We start from the raw sequence: 19,421 nt of genomic DNA, 5'->3' as shown, positions 1-19,421 counted from the left end.
TTTTTTAATTATTATAATTTATTGTTTTTCTGATTATTGACAATCGTTATCACTTTTATTTTGTTTGGGTCTTCAGAAGTTTCAAAAGAATGTTCATTACATTTTTCAGTTAAACATTTTTCAGAACTTTCTTTTTCATTCGTGTATAATTCTATTTCAAAATCCCTTTCTGATTTAAGAAAAACCAGCCGTAAGTTTTTAGAATAAATTACAAAATGCATCAAAGAAGTTTCTTTGATTTGAAAGCCAATATTTTCAAAAAAGAGCTTTGTTGCTTTAAGCAGCGGTGTTTTGAAAACAATGGCTTTTATTTCAGATGCCATTATCTTTTTTTATTTAGTTGAAAAGAATATCCAATGCTGACATTCACTACAATAGGCGTAAATTTTGTTCCGGGATCAAGCGTTTTTATTTCTTCAACTTTACCAGTTTCTCTATTCTGATAAATAAATTCACCGCCTTTTAAACTTGAACTTACGGTTGGCCAAAATCTAACGCTTGGTGAAATAATAAATCCTTTTAGGAAATTGTCTTTCTTTTTAAACGGAAGATAACTGCCATAAACTCCTAATCCGAGGCTGAATGTGTTGTAAGAAGTAATTTCGTTGCTTTTTGTCTGCGGATCGCCTTCGTAATAAAACTCAAATTTGTGCCATTTTGGTTCAACGCGAATGTTGATCCATTCCTTAATTCTGTAACCAATACCAAATCCCGTTGTCCAGGGTTCGTGAACGGCAAGATGTTGGTTTTTTAAATCATCAGGTAGTAGGTTACCTGTAAACTCAAGTGAAGCGCCGTGCGAATAATCAAAAATAAAACGGTTGTGAATATAGTTTCCTTCAACATTTATTCCTTTTGCTATCGCCGTTTGCGCTATGCCAAAAAGAAGATTAACTCTTTTCTCGGTTTTCCAGTCTTGTGTTTGTGCATTTGTGTGACTTACTACAGCCGTTATTACGACTATTGTTTTTAGTAGTTGTTTTTTAAAATTTTCCATCATTAATTTAGTATAAAAATTATGATGCAAAATTGGCAGCTACAGCGAACAGTTTCGTTCACATTTGTTAATAAAAAACAGTAGGTTTATTTTCGTATTCTGCTGAGTGATTGAGGTTTAATTCCTAAATAAGCAGCAATATAATATTGGGGAACACGATTAGCAAGATCTGCTTTGTCTTTCATGAATTTATAATAGCGCTGTTTGGCGTCAAGCATGGCCAGATCGGCTGTGTGGCGCGTATTACTGATAAAGGAAAGCTCTGTATAATAATCTTTTAAGATCATAAATTTGGGTTGAAACATATAAACGGTTTCAAAATCTTCTGCTGATAAAAGAAGCAGCTGTGTATCTTCTAATACTTTGATATTCATATCAGAAACTGTTTTGTTGGTAAAGCTGTTTAAGTAACCCAGCCATTCATTTTCAACAGTAAAATCAGTCGGAATTTCTACGCCTTCATAATTCCTGTAATGCATTCCAATTCCCGAAACAATAAAACCTAAATGCCTGCTGACTTGACCTTCCATCAGGAAATGTTCTCCTTTCGGAATAAAGCGTTCCTTGAGTTTGCTGATAAAAAAATCAATCTCTTCATCTGTAAAAGAATGAATGGTTTTTATCTTTTTTATCAGTTGGTCGTACATGGTAGTGGATTTATATTTCAAAGATAAAAAAACTAATACAGAAAATAAAACAGCATTTTATTTCCCAATGTTAAGCCGGCATGCTGCAGCGATGCGGCTGTTTCATTAGGGTTGTTAGAAATTCGGGTTAATTACCAGAATCTTTTAACTGCCATAAATTTCCATTTTTTGAAGTGATCTTTTTTAATTTATTCTGATGCGCCAAATCGCTTAAAAACTTTTCGGCTTCACGAGTTGATTGATTGCTTAAAACAGCATATTCTTTAGTTGTTAATGTTGCATATTTTCCAAACAAATAACTGTAACCTTTATTAATATCTGTTTTTTCAGCATTTGGATACAATTGCAAAATGGCTTTTTCAAAGTTTTGATAAGGTTGAAAACCATTAATTACAAGTTGATTATCTTTTTGATTGCTCAAAAATAAAGTTGGAAATCCTCGCACGCCGTATTTCCTGGTAACTTCTAAATCTTCATTGAATAATTCCTTTGCCGTTCCTTCATAATCGGCTTTGAATTTTTCGGTATCTAAACCAACTTCTAAAGCGGCTTTTTGAAGTATTTCAAACTTCGCGATATTCTTCTTTTCCAGAAAAACCATTTCTCGGATTCTTCTTAAATACTGAATTGCTTTTTCCTTGTTTTGTATTTGAGCCGCTTTAAAAGCGATAGAAGCAGGGTAGGAAGACGCTAACGGATCTTCTAACCAAACATCGCCATCAATTGGCATTTCATAATACAAACTTACTTCGTCCCAATGATGCGCCACATCGCTTGGTTTACTTATTCCGCCGCTGCTGTACGACCAGTCTTTTAAAAGTCCGCCCATACGGTATTCGATTTCAAAATTAGTTCCATATTCTAATTTCAGTTTTCGCAATTGCGGTTCAATTCCCCAGCACGAAGAACAAATAGGATCAGTAAAATAAACTATTTTGATCGGTTTTTCAGTTTCAGTTTTTATTTCGTCTTCTTTACTTTTTTGGTAAGAAGGCATTTCGCAGATTCCGCTTTCAGGATCGCATAAAAGCGGATTGTTGTTTTCTTGTTTCATTTTTGAATTTTGACTGTTACAATTAATAAATAGGAATGTTGTGATTAAGATTAACTTATACATAATCCGTATATCCTTTTTCATCTGGCATATAAAAAGTGCTTGGATCAGCCGGAGTCAATTCCAGATTATTTTCTAATTTATAAGGTAAATTTGGATTTGAAATAAAGCTCGAACCAAAAGAAATTAAATCGGCTTTATCATTTTCTAAACCAACTAAAGCTCTTTCTTTTGTATAACCGCCATTTAAAATCAAGGCGTTATTGAAATTGGTTCTTATTTTTTGAATTAAGTTCAAACCTTCCTCAGATGCTCTTGCCGCATAATCAATAAGATGTAAATAAGCGATATCTAATTTGTTTAATTCGGCAGACAAATAATCATACGTTTTAAAGATTTCATCATAAACCGGCATCGTGTTAAAAGTTCCGTATGGCGAAAGTCTGATTCCAACTTTAGCTGAGCCAATACTTGCTGCAACAGCTTTCGTAATTTCTAAAATAAAACGGCTTCTGTTTTCAACGCTTCCGCCATATTCATCTGTTCTTACGTTTGAATTTGGATTTAAAAACTGCTCTAATAAATAACCGTTTGCGCTGTGAATTTCTACGCCGTCAAATCCTGCTTCGATTGCATTTTGAGCCGCCTGAACAAATTCCTGAATCAGGTTTTGAATCTCATCATGAGATAGTTCTTTCGGTGTTTCAGTTTTTTGCATTCCGTTAGCATCGGTCCACATATCGGTTTCTGCAGAAATTGCAGAAGGTGCTACAATTATTCCGTTGGCAGGAAGATTGTCTTTGTGGGCAATTCTCCCCACATGCATAAGCTGTGTAAAAATCTTTCCGCCTTTTTTGTGTACAGCGTTTGTTGTTTTTTTCCAGCCTTCAATTTGTTCCTGATTGTAGATTCCGGGAATTCTCGCATATCCTAATGCATTGGCAGATGTTGCAGTGCCTTCGGTAATTATTAATCCGGCTGTTGCTCTTTGTTCATAATACAAAGCCATTAAATCATTCGGAACATTATTAATCGCTCTTGATCGTGTCATAGGAGCCATTACAATTCTATTGTTTAGTTTTAGACCGTTAAAATCTAAAGCACTAAAAAGTTTTTCAGTATTCATAATTCATTTATTTTAAATAATTTTACGCAAAGTTCCAGCAACAATTTATATTACACAATAAGTCAAAAATTTATGACTACTAAAAAAATTGAAGATAAAATCGATAACTGCCCAGCCGAAGAGGTTTTAAAGCTTTTTGCAGGAAAGTGGAAACCGCAAATTTTTCGCTTGGTGGTCGATAATACGGTTCGGTTTAGTAGTCTTTTGCGAGAAATTGAAGGTTCAAATAAACAATCAATCGCTTCTTCATTAAAAGAAATGGAACACGATGGTTTACTCGAAAGAAAAGTAATTAAGCTGAAACCGCTTCATGTAGAATATGAATTGACAGAAAAAGGAAAAGAACTTACCGCAGTTTTCTATCAATTAGAGCGTTTTTTATAACAATAGAATTTCTTCTAAAAACAAAAAATCGGAACAAAACTAATGTCCCGATTTACTACTAATTATGATCTAACGTTTTCTAGGATCAATATCTTTATTTTTTTGTTTTAAAGTTTTAAACACTTCCAGATCAACAGGTTTTAGGATTATTTCTGTTTTTACAGGATTCTTTATAAGAGATTGTGCTGGACGTGTCGGCCTTTTTTCAAAACCACCGCCGCAATTCGGGCAGACATTTTCTAATACATTCGTTACACAGTCGCTGCAAAACGTACACTCAAAACTGCATATCATGGCTTCTGAACTATCGTTTGGCAAAGATTTGTTACAATGCTCGCAATTGGTTCTTATTTCTAACATAATGTTTGATTTTATTAATATTAATATTGATATTGAAATTGTTATTGTTTTTTGATATTGAAATTGTTAAGGATTTGAAATAATTTTCACTAACTCCTGAATAAGTTCTCCGGTATTAAAAGGAGCAAAGGCCTGCCCAATATTAGCCGAAATTGTAACTTTATCGGCAGGATTGTAAGCAAGAATTGAACCGTAAAATCCGCCGTGACCGTAAAATGTTTTTCCGTTAAAATCATATTTATAAAGTCCAAGTCCATAATGAGCATCCAGTTTTTTTGTTGCCGTTATGTCAATCATTTTCTCTAATGTTTTTTCGTTTTTAAAGAGTTTTAAATCGAATAAAGCTTCAATAAAAATGCCCAGTTCTTTTGTGGTCGAAACCAGTCCGCCGCCAGCCCATTCATAAGATGTATTAATATTTTTAGTCATATTAATACGGTTCAAATAAGAATCTGCGCGTTTGCCGTTTCCATGAATTGGTTCATAATATTCAAAATACGTATTTTCCATTTTTAAAGGTTCCAAAATACGTTCTCTAATAGCTTGCGGCAGCGATTGATTCGTAATTTTTTCGATAATAAAGCCAAGCATCATATAATTAATATCAGAATAATGATAGCCTTCGCCGGGTTTGTTAAAGAACTTTTCATTCAGCTTATATTTATAAAATTTATCCATCAACATTTGCGGCGTGTATTGTCTTTTTTTATGAAAGAGAACACTTATATTGAATTTAGTTTCGGCATCTGTAAAAACATCCGCAATTCCCGAAGTATGATTCAAAAGCATTTCAATTGAAATTTCTGTAAAATAATTGATTTTTTCGAATCTTACATTTGCATCATTTGCTAAATATTGTATCGCTTTATCTGTTATTTTTAATTTTCCTTCTTCTTCTAACTGAAGGATTATTGCGGCTACAAATGTTTTGGTAATACTGGCGGTATTGTATTGATAGTTTTCGTCAACGGGAGTATTATTTCTTCCGATGATTCCAACGCCTTTATTGATTTCAAATCCGGTTGTATTATTTTTTCCATAAAGAAGAAAACTGTGAACTGGTTTTTTCCCTTTAAAAACTAATTTGGTTTTCATAATAGAATCTATAACCGTTTCTTTTTGATCAAAATTAGTGGTTTGTGCATAACTTAAAAATGGCAAAACAATAAAGATTGCAATTTTAAAAATGAATTGTTTCATGATATTATTTGTTTAAAATTTGGAGCAAATATATTTTCATGAAAAAACAAAACACCTTATTTATTGGGTTTTAAAGCCGAAGCGTATTGAATTTAGAGTTGAAACGCACTAAAGTTCCAGCATATCTTTTTCAAACCACTTTTTAAATGCAGGCGATTTTAGTCTGCTTAAAGTAAGTTCGGCGGGAATTACATTATTATCGATGGTTAGAATTAATAATTTGTTGTTTTCAATTCTTTTAAACGATACAATGGAGCTTCGGTTAAGAATGTATTTTCTATTAATTCTAAAGAAAATTTCGGGAGGCAGTTTATACTCTAAATTTTCAAGGGAACTTTCTATAATATACGATTTAGAATCTTTGTCAATTACAAAACTAACATTGTCTTCCACATAAAATCCGGCAATAGAATTAAGGGCAATTTTACTGTTTTTGTTTCCTATTTTAACATTGATTCCTTCTGCTTTTAAGTTTTGAGAACCTAATAATTTTTGTTCCGAGTTTCTCCAAATCAAAAAATAATACATTCCGATGTAAACCCCATTAATAACTAAAATCCAGATAAAGTAAATCCAGATATCCAGAAAATAAAAGCTCAAAGGAACGGGAGTATCTCTGGCTGCGGCGTTTAAAATTTCGGTAAGTAAAATAATGATTGCTAATCCTATAACAGAAGTCAAAATGAGCTGTTTTAAAATTCGTTCAAATGAAAAGTGAATCAGCGGACTTTTCATTTCCATTTTTATAATAATATACCGAATTATAAGCCACGCAAAATAGCCCTGAGCCGTATCAATCAGAAAAGTAATGAAGAAATAGAAATTGAAGGATACGTTGTTGTAGGTAATAAAGTAATTGATCAAATTAATTACCGGAATTACGATTAGAAATAATTTAATATCCTTTTGTTTCCAAACATTCATAAAACTCGATTAAGATGAAAGAACAAATTTAAACAAATATTAGGTTGGATATTTTTAAATAACAAACAACATCATAAACGAAAATTCATCTTCGTCAATTATTTTAAATCCCAGTCTTTCATATAATTCTTTGGCCGGATTTGCTTTTAATACGCTTAAAACTAATTCCTTCTTTTCGGCTAAAGCATTTTTGATAACTTCTTTAATAATTTGCTGTCCAAGTCCTTTTTTCTGGAATTTGGGATCAATTTGAATTTGTACAATTTCAATTCTGTTTTCTTTTTCATCTAATTTTAAAAGACCAACATTTTCATTGTCTAAAACTACAATTTTAGCCTGATCAAAAAGATAATTGATTCGCAATAACTGATCTTCATCATTAGAAACAATCCCGGAATTGATTAAATGTTCGCTCATAGTTTCTTTGCGAAGCTGAAGCAAATAATCCATATCTGTTTCTAATGCCTTCCGATATACTAATTCGTTCATGTTTTTAAAATTTTAATTCGATACAAAATTAGCGACGACATGCCTGCTTTTCGTTCACATTTGTTAAGAATATCTGGCAGTGACGCCAATATAAGTTTAAAAGAAAACATCACATAATGAAATAAAAAACATAATTTATTAACAAATGTGAATAAATTACTTTTAATATGCTGTTAATTTTGTGAAATAACCATGTAAATTTGACCTATGTAAAAATCGCAATTTTTAATTGTACAAAAGCTAACCCCCGGCTTTTGCGCGTATTTTTTACCGAATCTAACAAAAACAAACTTAACCAAATCTTTACACTATGAGGCACCAAACCTTAAAAACCACTATTTTAATTTTTTGCGCAGTATTGTCATTTCAATCGCTGTTTGCTCAACCGTCAACATTTGTCTCGCGGGGAATTGGCGGAGGCGGCGCCATGTTTTCAATGGCATTTAATCCTAATAACGACAATGAGTATTATGCTTCTTGCGATATGGGAGAATTGTTTCATACGACTGATTTTGGACTGAATTATTCGCAGGTTGACCACCGACAAATTTGGGGCGGACATAATTCAAAAGTGTGTTATACTTCGACACCGGGATTGTTGTACACGATTAGTTATGCTAATGATATGCAGCGCCCTATGAAAAGTACTGATAACGGAATTACCTGGACACCATTAACAGGAAATCCAAACAATTCTGAGGAATTGTACAGCATAAATGCTGATTACGACAATCCAAACCGAATTATAATTTCGCAATACAACCGTATTTATTTTTCTAATAATGGCGGAACAAGTTTTACCAGTATTCATACCGCTGCAACCGGAAATGGGATAGTCGTAGGAGGTGTTTTCTTTGATGGAAACAATATTTATATTGGTACTAATAATGGCGTTTTGGTTTCTGCAAATGGTGGAACAACATGGACCATTGCTGCATTAACAGGAATTCCTGCTACGGATAGAATTTGGTCTTTTGCAGGCGCTAAAGTAGGAGGCGTAACGCGCTTTTTTTGTATTACGGCTTTAACTAATAGTGTTTATGCAGGAATGCCGGGTTCTGATTATTGGGGATTTCCAAAAGGAATATATTCGGTAGATTACGGTTCAGGAAACTGGGTTTCAAAAATGACGGGAATTACGCCGGGTGTTGATTTTCCTATGTTTGTGGGAATGGCTAAAAACGATATTAATACGGTTTATTTATGCGGAAGTAATTCGAGTGCAAGACCTACAGTGTTTAAAACTATAAATGCAGGAACGAATTGGAATAATACTTTTATAACAACAAATAATCAAAATATAACAACAGGATGGAGCGGGCAAGGCGGTGACCGCGGCTGGTCTTACGGCGAATGTCCTTTTGGGATGGCTGTTTCTCCAAACAATTCCAGTAAAGTTATTTTTGGAGATTATGGTTTTGTACATAAAACATCAAACGGAGGAACTTCATGGCAGCAGGCTTATGTTGCGACTGCTTCGCAAAATGCTGCAAATGCTGTGACACCGCAATTTCGTTCGTACCAAAGTAACGGATTAGAGAATACAACCAGCTGGCAAATGCATTGGATTAATGCAAACAAAGTATGGTCTTGCTTCTCTGATATTAAAGGAATTAAAAGTGATGATGCGGGTTCGTCTTGGTCATTTAATTATACGGGACACAATGCAAATACGAGTTATCGTATTGCGGCGCATCCAACAAATGGAACTTTGTTTATGGCAACGTCAGACATTCATGATATGTACCAAAGTACACGATTGTTTGATGAAACGCTCGATGCGGATGATGCTAACGGAAAGATTGTTTATTCTACAAATCAAGGGCAGACATGGCAGAATCTTCACGTTTTTAATCATCCTGTTTTTTGGATTGCGATTGATCCTAATAACCCAAATACGGCTTATGCGAGTGTAATTCATTATGCAAACGGAAATGGTGTTGGCGGAATTTATAAAACAACAAACCTGAATCTTTTAGCTTCTTCAACGTGGACACTTTTACCGAACCCGCCGAGAACACAAAAACATCCGGCTTGTATTAATGTTTTGAATGACGGAAAAGTGGTTTGTTCTTATTCTGGACGTCGTGTTGAAGATGTTGGTTTTCAGCCGAGTTCTGGTGTATTTGTTTACACTCCGGCAAACAATTCGTGGACAGATGTTTCGCATGCAGGAATGCAATATTGGACAAAAGATGTTGTAATTGATCCTAATGATGCGGCACAAAATACTTGGTATGCGTGTGTGTTTAGCGGTTGGGGCGGTGCGCCAAATGGTTTAGGCGGTTTATACAGAACTACAAATCGTGGTACAAGCTGGACTAAATTATCGGGTTCAACGATTGACAGGGTAACTTCAATTACATTTAATCCAACGAATGCAAATCAAATTTACTTAACTACAGAAGGGCAGGGATTATGGATTTCTTCTAATATTAATTCGGCAACGCCTACTTTTTCTATGGTTGATTCTTATCCGTTTCAGCAGCCGGAACGTGTTTTCTTTAATCCGTATAATGCCAATGAACTTTGGGTTACGAGTTTTGGAAACGGAATGAAAGTTGGTGATCTTTCTAATCTTGGAACTAAAGATGAAGTTTTTGAAAATGCGTATCTGGTACTTCATCCAAATCCAACTTCAAATATTGTAACAATAGACAGCAGTGATGAAATCCGAAATGTAAAAATTTACAATTTATTGGGTTCGCTCATAAAAGAATATCCTTCAAATAGTTTTTCGGTTTCTGATTTATCAACGGGAATTTATCTGGTAGTTGCTAAAACCGATAAGGGATCGTTTACAAAGAAATTAATAAAGCAATAAAGTACAGCCTGATTTAAACATTTTGCCCCAAGTAATGATTAATTAGGTCAAAGAGCTCAATTTTATATTGAGCTCTTTTTATTTAGAATTATTTCTTAACAATTGTGAATCAGCGAAATGTGTTATGATAGTAACTTTGCATCATCGAAAAAATCAAATTAACTTAATTCATAAAATCATGAAACCATTTCACTTACTTATTCTGTTGGCAGCAATAGTGGCAACACCTTTAATGTCTTTTTCTCAAGATTCTTTGGTAACCAAATATGTGAAGAAAAATGCCAAGACTTTTGCTGTAAATGAAACAGCTTTTACCGGAAATGGCTGGGATAATCTGATTAATGAAATACAAAAATCAAATTATGTATTACTTGCCGAAGATCATTTTACAAATGAAATTCCATTTTTTACATCGGCAATAACGGATAAAGTTAAGTTTGATAATTTCTTTTGCGAAATAGATCCGTATTCGGCCGAAATAATTACCTCAAAAATCAAAACATTATCTAATGTACAATTAGAAAAGTATGTCGATGATTTTGGAAATGTTTTTTCTTTTTTTGCGATGGAACCGGAATTTAAACTGTTGAAAAAACTCGTAAAAGCCAATACTTCTGTTTACGGAATTGATCAAGTTTTAATGAACGCCGACCGATTGATTTGCAGTGAACTTAAACTTAAAACGAAGAATGAAAAAGCAAGAAAGATTTATGAAGATATTGAACTAAAATCCAAAACATATTTTGCTGATTTTTTAAAAAATTCAAGTAGGCCAATGTATTTAATGACAGATGATTTTGGAAAACAAATTGAAGAATTGCTGCAGCTAAATATAAGTCAAAAGGAAAAAGAACAAATTGAAGCGCTAAAACTAACAGCTAAGATTTATAAAGAGCAAAACCATCATTTACGAGTTCAATTAATGAAGAATAATTTGATGAACGTATATGATAAATGGGCAAACAAAAAGAATCTTTTTAAATACGGAGCCGGACATTTGCCAAAAGGCGAAAGCTATTTGAAAGTTTATGATATAGGCAGTTTAGTTCATAATATTGCGGACAGCCAATTTAAAAACTCTTTACACATTTTAATTGTTGGGAAATCAGGCGCTATAGGTTCGCCATTTAAAGGATTTCCAGAACAAGAGATAAATGAAAACAGCAACAATACAAAAGTTTTAAAACCAATATTTAGTGCCGTTGAAGGTAATCAATGGTATTGTGTTGATATGCAGTCATTAAGAAATGCATTAGAAAATAAAGAAATAGTAGTAAATGATGTTACGCTGTCAAGAATTATAAATGGATTTGATTTTGTAGTGGTTATCCCGAAAGTTACGGCAGCAAAATTTCCTAAATCAGAATAAACTAGTTTAATTAGGAATCTTTTTTTGCCCTGAGCATACTTAAAAACTGCGGTGTAAATCCCAAAAAAGAGGCAAGCATATATTGCGGAATTCTTTGTACAAATCCCGGAAAGGAAGTGCTGAATTGCTGGTAACGTTCTTCTGCCGAATGGCAAAGAATAATCTCCATTTTTTTAAGTGAAGCACTGTATGCCTTTTGCATCATAAGCCTAAAATAAGTGTTCAGACATGGTACATTGGTAAACAAATAATTATAATCTGATCTTTTTAGAATCAAAACTTCGGTATCTTCAATGGCCTGCAGGTTATATTCTGATGGCTTTTGGGTTTCAAAACTGTTGTAATCGCTAATCCACCATTTTTCAATTCCAAATTGTAAAATCTGCTCGTTTCCGTTGTCGGTATTTTTATAAAGCCGAATGCAGCCCGACAATACAAAATAATAGGAATCACATACTTCAAATTCCGTAAGCAAAAACTCTTTTCGGGACACTTTTTTATGCTCCAGTTTATCTTCAAGTATTTCCTTTTCGGGATCAGAAATGAAAGTATAATTTGAAATATGTGCAAAGAGAATTTCGTACATAAGATTTGTTTTAATTGTCTGGTATTCAAAGTGTATTTTGGAATTCAGAAAAAAAAATCTCTAAAAATATTTCTTCAAATACATTAACTTTTTTCTCCTTATAAAGGTACAACTTTGCATATATAAATGAATAAGAGAAAAAAACATTTACAAAAACAGATAAGACTGCACGGTATAAAAAACGAAGATACTGAGTTGTCAGATCGGTTTAATTTAATACCAAACATCATGAAAAAATCATTTTCAAATAAGAAAAAAGTCGTCGTAATTGGCGGTGGTTTTGCCGGATTAAATCTTGTACAAAATCTGCGTAAAAATTCTAATTACAGCATTACAGTGGTTGACCGAAACAATTACAATTATTTCTCTCCGTTGTTGTATCAGGTTGCGACAAGTTTTTTGGAGCCTTCAAGTATAAGTTATCCGTTTAGGAAAATGTTTCAATACGAAAACATCAATTTTCGTATGGGAGAAGTGGTAAGCATTGATCAGGAAAACAAAATTATAAAATTAAATAACGGCGAGTTAGAATATGATATTCTGGTATTTGCCGCGGGAGCCAAAACTAATTTTTATGGTATTGAAAGTGTTCAGAAAAATGCGATACCAATGAAAACGGTTGATGATGCTTTAAAGATGCGAAATGCATTGTTGAAGAATCTGGAACGAGCTTCTATAACTACAGATAGTAAAGAACGTGAACTATTAATGACGATTGTTGTTGCCGGAGGCGGACCAACTGGTGTTGAAGTTGCGGGTATGCTTGCAGAAATGAAAAAACACCTGCTGGCAAAAGAATATCCTGAACTTGCCAAGACTAATGCTAGTATCTATATCGTTGACAGTATGCCGGTATTACTGGCTAACCTGAGCGAAAAAACACATCGCGAAACGTATAAAGCACTTGAAAATTTAGATGTAAAAATCAAGCTAAATACACAGGTGAAATCATATATGGATGATGAAGTGCAATTTACAAATGGCGAATCTATTAAAACCAAAAGCCTTATTTGGACTGCTGGCGTAACAGCAAATGTATTTGATGGAATTTCGCAGACAAGTTTAGGAAAAGGAAACAGAATGATTGTCGATCAATACAATAAATTAATGTCTTCTGATGCTATATATGCCATTGGAGACAGCTGTATTCAGAGTTCTGATCCTAATTATCCAAACGGACATCCGCAACTGGCTCAGGTTGCTATTCAGCAAGGGAAATTATTGGCAAAAAACCTTTCTTTGATTGCAAAAGGAAAACCTCAAAAGCCTTTTATTTATTTTGATAAAGGAGATATGGCGATTGTAGGCAGACACAATGCTGTGGTGGATCTTTTTAAACATAAACTGCATCTTAGTGGTTTTCTGGCCTTAATGGCGTGGCTTTTTATCCATCTTTTTGGTTTGGCAAACTACAACAATAAACTCAAAACGTTTTACAATTGGATTGTGGCGTATATTACTAAAGATCAATCTTTACGAATGATTTTTAGATCATAAAACTAAAAAAATACCTGCTTTATAAAGCAGGTATTTTTTTGAATGATTATTATTTTGCGAGCCAAAGATTTATGTCATCAAGCATTTGTTTGTTTATGGAATGACCTCCTTCGTAAGACTTAAATTCCGGATTCATTTCTTTTGATTTTAGATAAGTTACAGCTTCAAGTGCATAAGGCAGGTGAAGAACAGGATCTTGTCTTCCGTGCAAAACTAGAACCTTAAGTTTTTCAAGACGTTTATGGTCTGCTATAAGAGGTTGTACTTCAGGAAGAAGTCTGCCGCTTATAACGGCAATTCCTTTTATTTTTTCTGGAGCGGTAAGAGCCGCGCTGTAACTCATGATTCCTCCTTGGCTAAAGCCTATTAAATAAACCTGTTTTTCATCAAAATGAAGTTCGTGTTTTAAATCTTCTATAAAATCTAAAATCGTTACTCTCGCAGCTTCGGCCTGTTGTTCGTTGATTTGTGGTTTTCCGTCAACGAAATTTACCTGAAACCAGGCAAAACTTTCCGGGCCAAAAGTAAGCGGCCCGCGTGCAGAGACTACCAAAAAGTTGTCGGGCAAATCATTAGCAAAAGAAAAAAGGTTCTGCTCATTTCCGCCTACGCCATGCAATAACAAAATTAAGGGCGGATTTGTAGTTTTGATTTTAGGTTGTCTTACCAAATAATGTAGTTTGGTATTTTCTCTGCTTGAATTCATAATAGTAAAACTAAAAATTGAAATTAAAATAAGGATACCAAAGGATACCCAAAAATGCTTTTTTACAATCATGCCTTGTCAATTTTGATAGACATCATGTTGAGTGAACCGGCTACTAAGGCATCATTAAATACAGTAGCTTTTTCGTCTTTTTCTTTAAGTGCTAATATGTATAACATTGGAATATAATGTTCCGGTGTAGGAACAGCGAGTTCGAATTCACGTCCTTGTTTATCAAAATTGATAAGCGATTGATGATCATCTTCCAAAATCATTTTTTTCATTTTTTCATTTGCAATATGTGCCCATTCGTAGGCATATCCGGGAACCATCATTTTATCCCATGCCGCAAGCTGTAAATTATGTACCGAGTTTCCGCTTCCTACAATAAGTACACCTTTGCGTCTTAACGCTGCCAATTCTTTACCTAATTCATAATGATAAGAAGCAGGTTTTGTATAATCGATACTCATTTCTACAATAGGAATATCGGCATTTGGATAAAGAAACTTTATTACAGACCAGCATCCGTGATCCAGACCCCAATCATTGCTGAGCCCAACCGGAGTAAAAGTGATAAGTTTTTGTGTTTCTAATGCTAATTCCGGACTTCCGGGCGCAGGATATTGCAGGTCGAAAAGAGCCTTTGGGAAACCGCCAAAATCATGAATGGTTTCCGGTTTTTGCATTGCGGTAACAAAAGTACCTTTAGTTTCCCAATGTGCAGAAATACAAAGTATAGCACGTGGTTTGGGCAATGTTTTGGCAATTTGCTCAAAACCCTGAGTAAAATTATTATCTGCAAGAGCATTCATCGGATTCCCGTGTCCAAGAAAAAGAACGGGCATACGCTCTGTTGCGCCAAAAGTATCTGTTGCTATTTTTAGGGAGCTGAGCTGCATTGCTGCAGCTCCCAATGGTAAAATGGCCATAGTTTTTAAAAAATCTTTTCTGTCCATTTCTTCAATTTATTTACCTAGTATTTGCTCCATGTAGGCTTTATTATCCCAAAAAAGATATTCTTCCTGCATAGTCCCATTTTCCCAAATTCCGATAGTTGCCATTGGCAGTCTGAATTTTTTTCCAGTTGGCTGTATAAAGTTTCCGTCACCCGTTGGCATTGGTTTTGTAAAAGTTCCTTCCATATAACCCATTACAGCCGTAATATTGCCCGAACCAATTTTAATGGGATGTTCCTTAATTCTGGTATCAGGAGCATATACAAACATAGCATCCAGCGTTTTGATATGCTGTTCTAAACCAACTTCGGTATGTCCATCAGGAAAATGTACTTTGATGTTTTTTGCATGGCTTTCGTGAAGTCTTGACCAGTCGCGGTTGCTGAAAACCGTAAAGTCTAAAGTGTCAAAAGTTTCCAGATTTTTAGCTATTTGCGCATTTGCAGCAGCAAGTTCTTTAATTTGTTTTACCAAATCAGCCTTATCATCTTTTTTCTGAGCGGTTACTGTAGTGCTTACAGTAAAAACAAGAGCCAAAGCGGCTGCTTGTATTAAAATTGAATTTTTCATAATATCATTTATTTTGTTGATACAAAGCTGCATCTAAATGATAAGGGAACGGTAACGCTTTTCGGAAGAATGGTTGTGTTTTTAGGAAAGCATTTTTAGCATTTCTTCCCGAAACTCAGTAGGAGTAAGGCCTGCTTTGCGTTTAAAGGCGTGAGTAAAATAGGTTTTTTCATTAAATCCGAGTTCATAACCTATTTCGGCAATATTCTTATCCGTAGTCATCAATAAGTTTTTGGCTTCGGTAAGTTTGCGGGTTTCTATAATTTCCGAAACACTTTGCTGCAATACATTCTGGCAGATTAAATTGAGATTGCGTGTCGTCATGAAAAGTTTTTCAGCATAAAAATTCACATCTTTAGACTCTTTGTAATATTCTTCTAAAAGTCTAAGGAAATTTTTAAAAGTGCTGCTTTGTATTTTCTTCGACTCATCGTCGTTTAGATTTAATTTACGACGTTCTGATTCTATGATGGTAAAAAGAGTGCTTAACAATTGTCTAATAACAGCCAAATCAGACACTTCCTGATTGTATTCATCATGAATCATTTTACAGATTATATCTAGTCTATTAAAACAGTCATTACTCTGCATACGAATATTAGCCTTATCATGAAAAGAAGCATAAAGACTAAAGATCGTTTCTGCAATAAATTCACTTTTAAATCTTAAAACCCACATATCACACAAACCGTCTTTAATAATAGGTTTTACACGATGGATTTTTCCTTGGGTAACAAAGCTGATAAACGGCGCATCGATTAAACGGGATTTAAAATCTATAAAATGTTCCAGCTGACCTTGTCCGCCTATAATGAGTTCTTCAAAATCATGGACATGAGGCTCGTTTACAGTAAGCTGAATCTTAAAAGACTCAGCAGCAGTAATACGAAATATTTTAAAGATCTCTGTCATAGTGGTTTTTTGAAAGATAAGTTAAAAGTAAGTATTTAATTCGTTGGGTGTAATTATTTTTAACATATAGAAACATAGTGCCTAAGCGTCGGGATGAACTCAAGAAAGGCGTTTCATTTGCATTAACACACATCCCGAAGCTTCGGGACTATGTGAGAGAAACAAGTTTCTTTTTGATTTACTTTTTTCAAAAACATAAAATCTATGTCTCTATGTGTTTAATTATTATTTTTTATGCATTACACCTAACGGGTTAAATATTAATAAAGTACTGTTTAAGAATTTGGATAACGGTCTAAAGATTTAAGATTGTGTTTCAACCAAAAATAAAGAACCGGAGGAAGCAGTAAATCGGCACAAAGAATTCCTATGATGATTGGAGAAGGCGCACCATTCATTATCCACGCAGCGACACGGGCAATTCCTGCTGCAAATAATACCGCAAAAGCCGCATTCATAATCGGATAATAACGGCGCAAATCAGTACAGGAAATTAATAATGCAACTCCAAGCAAAGAAAATGTAATACCATAAAAACGATTTTGACTATCAAATGAAGGATTTGATGCCATTTGAGCGGTAACAGGCGCGCCAAGTGTAGCATCTGCATACATGCCCATAAACAAATGTAGTAACGATACTCCAATAAAGGCGACGGACAAGATTCTTACTGTTAGAATAAAAGATTTCATAAGTCAGATTTATAAATTAGTTAAAGTGAGATTGTTATGCAAAAGGATTTGTGTTTAGTAAAACGCTTATTCTGTTCCATCCGTTTATATTAGCTACAGCCATAATCAGTTTGGAGGTTTTTTCTTTACCAAAAGTATCGAGTGCCGAGTTGTAGATTTCGCTGCTTAATCCGTGATCAGATACTGTGGTTACTTCTTCTAATAAAGCCAGCATAAGCTGTTCCTCTCTGCTGAACCATTTTTTGGCTTCCCGCCAAGAACTTAACATAGAAATTCTTTTAGGATCTTCACCATGTTGCAGGGCATCATAAGTATGAAGCTGTTCACAGAAATCACAGCTGTTAATCTGCGAGGTTCTGATTTTTATGAGTCCTTGCTGTAGTTTGTTTAATCCTGAATTGGAAATTAATACGTCGAGCTGACTTAAAATTTGGTAGAAATCCAGAATAAAACTTTTGAAATTTAATGTACTTTCCATAGTATCTTGTTTTGCTTTTGGTCATGCAAAATTATTATACATAAAAATCGGAATCATAGACCAGAAAATGTTTCATTAGTAGTCCAGTTTTGTTATATTTGAATTGCTGTAATCGATTAATAAACAGACTTCAAAACTTTCCTATGCTTCCTTATAAAAACCTTATTATAATTGATAAAAAAGACAGTCTGCCAGTTTACAGACAAATTTCATTACAGCTTATTTCCTTAATTCAGGAAGGAAAACTGCCTCCAGGCGCTGTACTTCCAAGTACCAGAACGCTTGCTTTTGATTTGCAGCTGCACAGAAAAACAATTGTGGCAGCTTATGAAACCCTTGTGTCTGAAAACTGGATTGATAATTTACCCCGTAAAAGTTACACCGTATCACCAGATCTGCCAATGGTTAGGCCGAGATCTTATAATAGTAAAAGAGTAAGCCCATTTGCAGAAGCAGGAACTTTTGATTTTGATCATTTTGAACTTGTAATGCCTTTATCTCGTTCCTTAAATAATCATCGTTTAGAGATTAATGACGGTTTTCCGGATATTTCGCTGCTTCCTGTTCAGGCAATATCAAGGCAGTTTAAGAAGACTTTAGAATCTTCTGCATCGAGCAGACGCTCAGGAGTAAATTTAGACGGCGGTTCTTCAAATTTCAAGACTTCGCTGCGTTCGTTTCTTAATCAGACACGCGGAATTGATATGGGAGAAGAGAACTTATTTACAACACGCGGAGCTCAAATGGCCATTTATATAGCGGCATCACTTATTATAAAACCCAGCGACAAAGTTGTAGTGAGCGAACCGACTTATTTTATAGCGGAGGCGCTTTTTGAGAAACTGGGCGCCGAACTTATTCGTGTGCCAATGGACGGCGAGGGAATGTGTACAGAAAAACTGGAAGATATTCTGAAAAAAAATGCCATAAAAATGCTTTATATCATTCCGCATCACCATCATCCAACAACGGTTACAATGAGCGTGGAAAGAAGAAATCATTTGATGAAACTTATTACCGCTTATAATTTTGCGGTTATTGAAGATGATTACGATTATGACTTTCAATTTAAATATGATCCTTATCTGCCTTTAGCGAGCGGCGATCATGGCGGCAGAATAATTTATATAGGTTCGCTTACCAAAGTTCTGGGTTCGCCTTTTCGTCTGGGTTATATGATTGCGACTTCAGATTTTCTTCATGCGGCTGCAAGACTGAGAACTCTTATTGATTTGAGAGGTGATTTTATAATGGAAGAAACCATTTCTGGAATGATTGCAAATGGAGATCTGGCGCGACATATTCAAAAAACTAATAAATTATATTCTCAAAGATGTGATTTTCTATCGGATTTAGTAAGTTCAGAAATGAGCGATATGATTGATTTTACAAAACCCACAGGCGGAATGGCATTATGGCTGAGAGTAAAACCCCAATATGATTTATCAAAAATTATTAAAAAGGCCGATCTCAAAGGTCTTACCATAAAAGGCAGTACCTATTGTATCGGAAAGGATGCTCATTTTAATGCTTTCAGGTTTGGTTTTGCTTCTTTAAATGAGCAGGAACTCACAGAAGCAGTCCATATTATCAAAACGGTTACTCAAAACCTGTAATCCGAAATTTATAATTCTATTTTATTTTCGT

21 protein-coding genes are annotated in these 19,421 nt (G+C 34.4%); 5 read left to right on the top strand and 16 right to left on the bottom strand.

The features are described 5' to 3' along the window. Window positions 1-11 precede the first annotated feature (11 nt). The 5 genes from B3C18_RS05975 to B3C18_RS05955 form a co-directional block, all read right to left on the bottom strand. Window positions 12-323, bottom strand: a complete 312-nt coding sequence (locus B3C18_RS05975) for a hypothetical protein (protein WP_291143896.1) — start codon at window positions 321-323, stop codon at window positions 12-14. Continuing rightward, window positions 323-1,000 (bottom strand): hypothetical protein, encoded by a 678-nt coding sequence (locus tag B3C18_RS05970; RefSeq protein ID WP_291143893.1) that lies wholly within the window; start codon window positions 998-1,000, stop codon window positions 323-325. The genes B3C18_RS05975 and B3C18_RS05970 overlap by 1 nt, the downstream gene beginning before the upstream one ends. 83 nt (window positions 1,001-1,083) lie before the next feature. After that, window positions 1,084-1,644, bottom strand: coding sequence for a Crp/Fnr family transcriptional regulator (locus B3C18_RS05965; protein ID WP_291143891.1), 561 nt, complete (start codon window positions 1,642-1,644; stop codon window positions 1,084-1,086). A 127-nt stretch (window positions 1,645-1,771) separates the two neighbouring features. Then, window positions 1,772-2,698 carry a ClpXP adapter SpxH family protein gene (locus B3C18_RS05960; protein ID WP_291143888.1) on the bottom strand — a complete coding sequence of 309 codons (927 nt, stop codon included), beginning with the start codon at window positions 2,696-2,698 and terminating at the stop codon, window positions 1,772-1,774. Window positions 2,699-2,753: 55 nt separating this feature from the next. Beyond that, window positions 2,754-3,824 (bottom strand): alkene reductase, encoded by a 1,071-nt coding sequence (locus tag B3C18_RS05955; RefSeq protein ID WP_291143885.1) that lies wholly within the window; start codon window positions 3,822-3,824, stop codon window positions 2,754-2,756. Window positions 3,825-3,896: 72 nt separating this feature from the next. Between B3C18_RS05955 and B3C18_RS05950 the strand changes: the two genes are divergently transcribed. Further along, a complete protein-coding gene (locus B3C18_RS05950; protein WP_291143882.1) occupies window positions 3,897-4,208 on the top strand; it encodes a winged helix-turn-helix transcriptional regulator in 312 nt (103 codons plus the stop codon). A 69-nt stretch (window positions 4,209-4,277) separates the two neighbouring features. Here the strand turns inward: B3C18_RS05950 and B3C18_RS05945 are convergent, their stop codons facing one another. The 4 genes from B3C18_RS05945 to B3C18_RS05930 all read right to left on the bottom strand — a co-directional run bounded on the left by B3C18_RS05945 (window position 4,278) and on the right by B3C18_RS05930 (window position 7,181). After that, window positions 4,278-4,568 (bottom strand): DUF1272 domain-containing protein, encoded by a 291-nt coding sequence (locus B3C18_RS05945; protein WP_291143879.1) that lies wholly within the window; start codon window positions 4,566-4,568, stop codon window positions 4,278-4,280. Between the two features lie 66 nt (window positions 4,569-4,634). Next, window positions 4,635-5,768, bottom strand: a complete 1,134-nt coding sequence (locus B3C18_RS05940; RefSeq protein WP_291143876.1) for a serine hydrolase domain-containing protein — start codon at window positions 5,766-5,768, stop codon at window positions 4,635-4,637. A 108-nt stretch (window positions 5,769-5,876) separates the two neighbouring features. Further along, the gene (locus tag B3C18_RS05935; protein ID WP_291143873.1) at window positions 5,877-6,692 is read right to left on the bottom strand and encodes a LytR/AlgR family response regulator transcription factor; all 816 of its coding nucleotides are present in this window, start codon (window positions 6,690-6,692) and stop codon (window positions 5,877-5,879) included. 54 nt (window positions 6,693-6,746) lie between these two features. After that, window positions 6,747-7,181: a GNAT family N-acetyltransferase gene (locus B3C18_RS05930; RefSeq protein ID WP_291143871.1), complete on the bottom strand. Its 435-nt coding sequence runs from the start codon at window positions 7,179-7,181 to the stop codon at window positions 6,747-6,749. Window positions 7,182-7,491: 310 nt separating this feature from the next. Here B3C18_RS05930 and B3C18_RS05925 point away from each other — a divergent pair, with 310 nt between their 5' ends. Further along, window positions 7,492-10,005 carry a T9SS type A sorting domain-containing protein gene (locus tag B3C18_RS05925; RefSeq protein ID WP_291143868.1) on the top strand — a complete coding sequence of 838 codons (2,514 nt, stop codon included), beginning with the start codon at window positions 7,492-7,494 and terminating at the stop codon, window positions 10,003-10,005. Window positions 10,006-10,183: 178 nt separating this feature from the next. Continuing rightward, entirely contained in the window at window positions 10,184-11,374 is a 1,191-nt protein-coding gene (locus tag B3C18_RS05920; RefSeq protein WP_291143864.1) for a hypothetical protein, read from the top strand. Between the two features lie 10 nt (window positions 11,375-11,384). On the opposite strand, the gene B3C18_RS05915 is transcribed toward B3C18_RS05920, so the two are convergent. Then, a complete protein-coding gene (locus B3C18_RS05915) occupies window positions 11,385-11,960 on the bottom strand; it encodes a Crp/Fnr family transcriptional regulator (protein WP_291143862.1) in 576 nt (191 codons plus the stop codon). Between the two features lie 228 nt (window positions 11,961-12,188). Here B3C18_RS05915 and B3C18_RS05910 point away from each other — a divergent pair, with 228 nt between their 5' ends. Beyond that, window positions 12,189-13,457 (top strand): NAD(P)/FAD-dependent oxidoreductase, encoded by a 1,269-nt coding sequence (locus tag B3C18_RS05910; protein WP_291143859.1) that lies wholly within the window; start codon window positions 12,189-12,191, stop codon window positions 13,455-13,457. 49 nt (window positions 13,458-13,506) lie between these two features. On the opposite strand, the gene B3C18_RS05905 is transcribed toward B3C18_RS05910, so the two are convergent. From B3C18_RS05905 to B3C18_RS05880, 6 genes are all read right to left on the bottom strand, one after another. Further along, a complete protein-coding gene (locus B3C18_RS05905) occupies window positions 13,507-14,163 on the bottom strand; it encodes an alpha/beta hydrolase (RefSeq protein ID WP_291143855.1) in 657 nt (218 codons plus the stop codon). 68 nt (window positions 14,164-14,231) lie between these two features. After that, window positions 14,232-15,122 (bottom strand): 4,5-DOPA dioxygenase extradiol, encoded by an 891-nt coding sequence (gene ygiD, locus B3C18_RS05900; protein WP_291143852.1) that lies wholly within the window; start codon window positions 15,120-15,122, stop codon window positions 14,232-14,234. Between the two features lie 9 nt (window positions 15,123-15,131). Continuing rightward, window positions 15,132-15,692, bottom strand: a complete 561-nt coding sequence (locus tag B3C18_RS05895) for an ester cyclase (protein WP_291143849.1) — start codon at window positions 15,690-15,692, stop codon at window positions 15,132-15,134. Window positions 15,693-15,773: 81 nt separating this feature from the next. Then, window positions 15,774-16,604, bottom strand: coding sequence for an AraC family transcriptional regulator (locus B3C18_RS05890; protein WP_291143845.1), 831 nt, complete (start codon window positions 16,602-16,604; stop codon window positions 15,774-15,776). Between the two features lie 275 nt (window positions 16,605-16,879). After that, window positions 16,880-17,296: a DUF4345 domain-containing protein gene (locus B3C18_RS05885; RefSeq protein ID WP_291143842.1), complete on the bottom strand. Its 417-nt coding sequence runs from the start codon at window positions 17,294-17,296 to the stop codon at window positions 16,880-16,882. A 34-nt stretch (window positions 17,297-17,330) separates the two neighbouring features. Further along, on the bottom strand, window positions 17,331-17,774 hold the full coding sequence (locus tag B3C18_RS05880) for a carboxymuconolactone decarboxylase family protein (RefSeq protein WP_291143839.1): 444 nt from the start codon (window positions 17,772-17,774) through the stop codon (window positions 17,331-17,333). 143 nt (window positions 17,775-17,917) lie between these two features. Here B3C18_RS05880 and B3C18_RS05875 point away from each other — a divergent pair, with 143 nt between their 5' ends. Next, window positions 17,918-19,390: a PLP-dependent aminotransferase family protein gene (locus tag B3C18_RS05875; protein ID WP_291143836.1), complete on the top strand. Its 1,473-nt coding sequence runs from the start codon at window positions 17,918-17,920 to the stop codon at window positions 19,388-19,390. Window positions 19,391-19,421: the final 31 nt, after the last annotated feature.

The organism is Flavobacterium sp. UBA7680, assembly GCF_002482975.1.
GTDB lineage: Bacteria > Bacteroidota > Bacteroidia > Flavobacteriales > Flavobacteriaceae > Flavobacterium.
The sequence above is the reverse complement of the archived record's forward strand: the minus strand, read 5'-3'. Positions and strand labels throughout refer to the sequence as shown.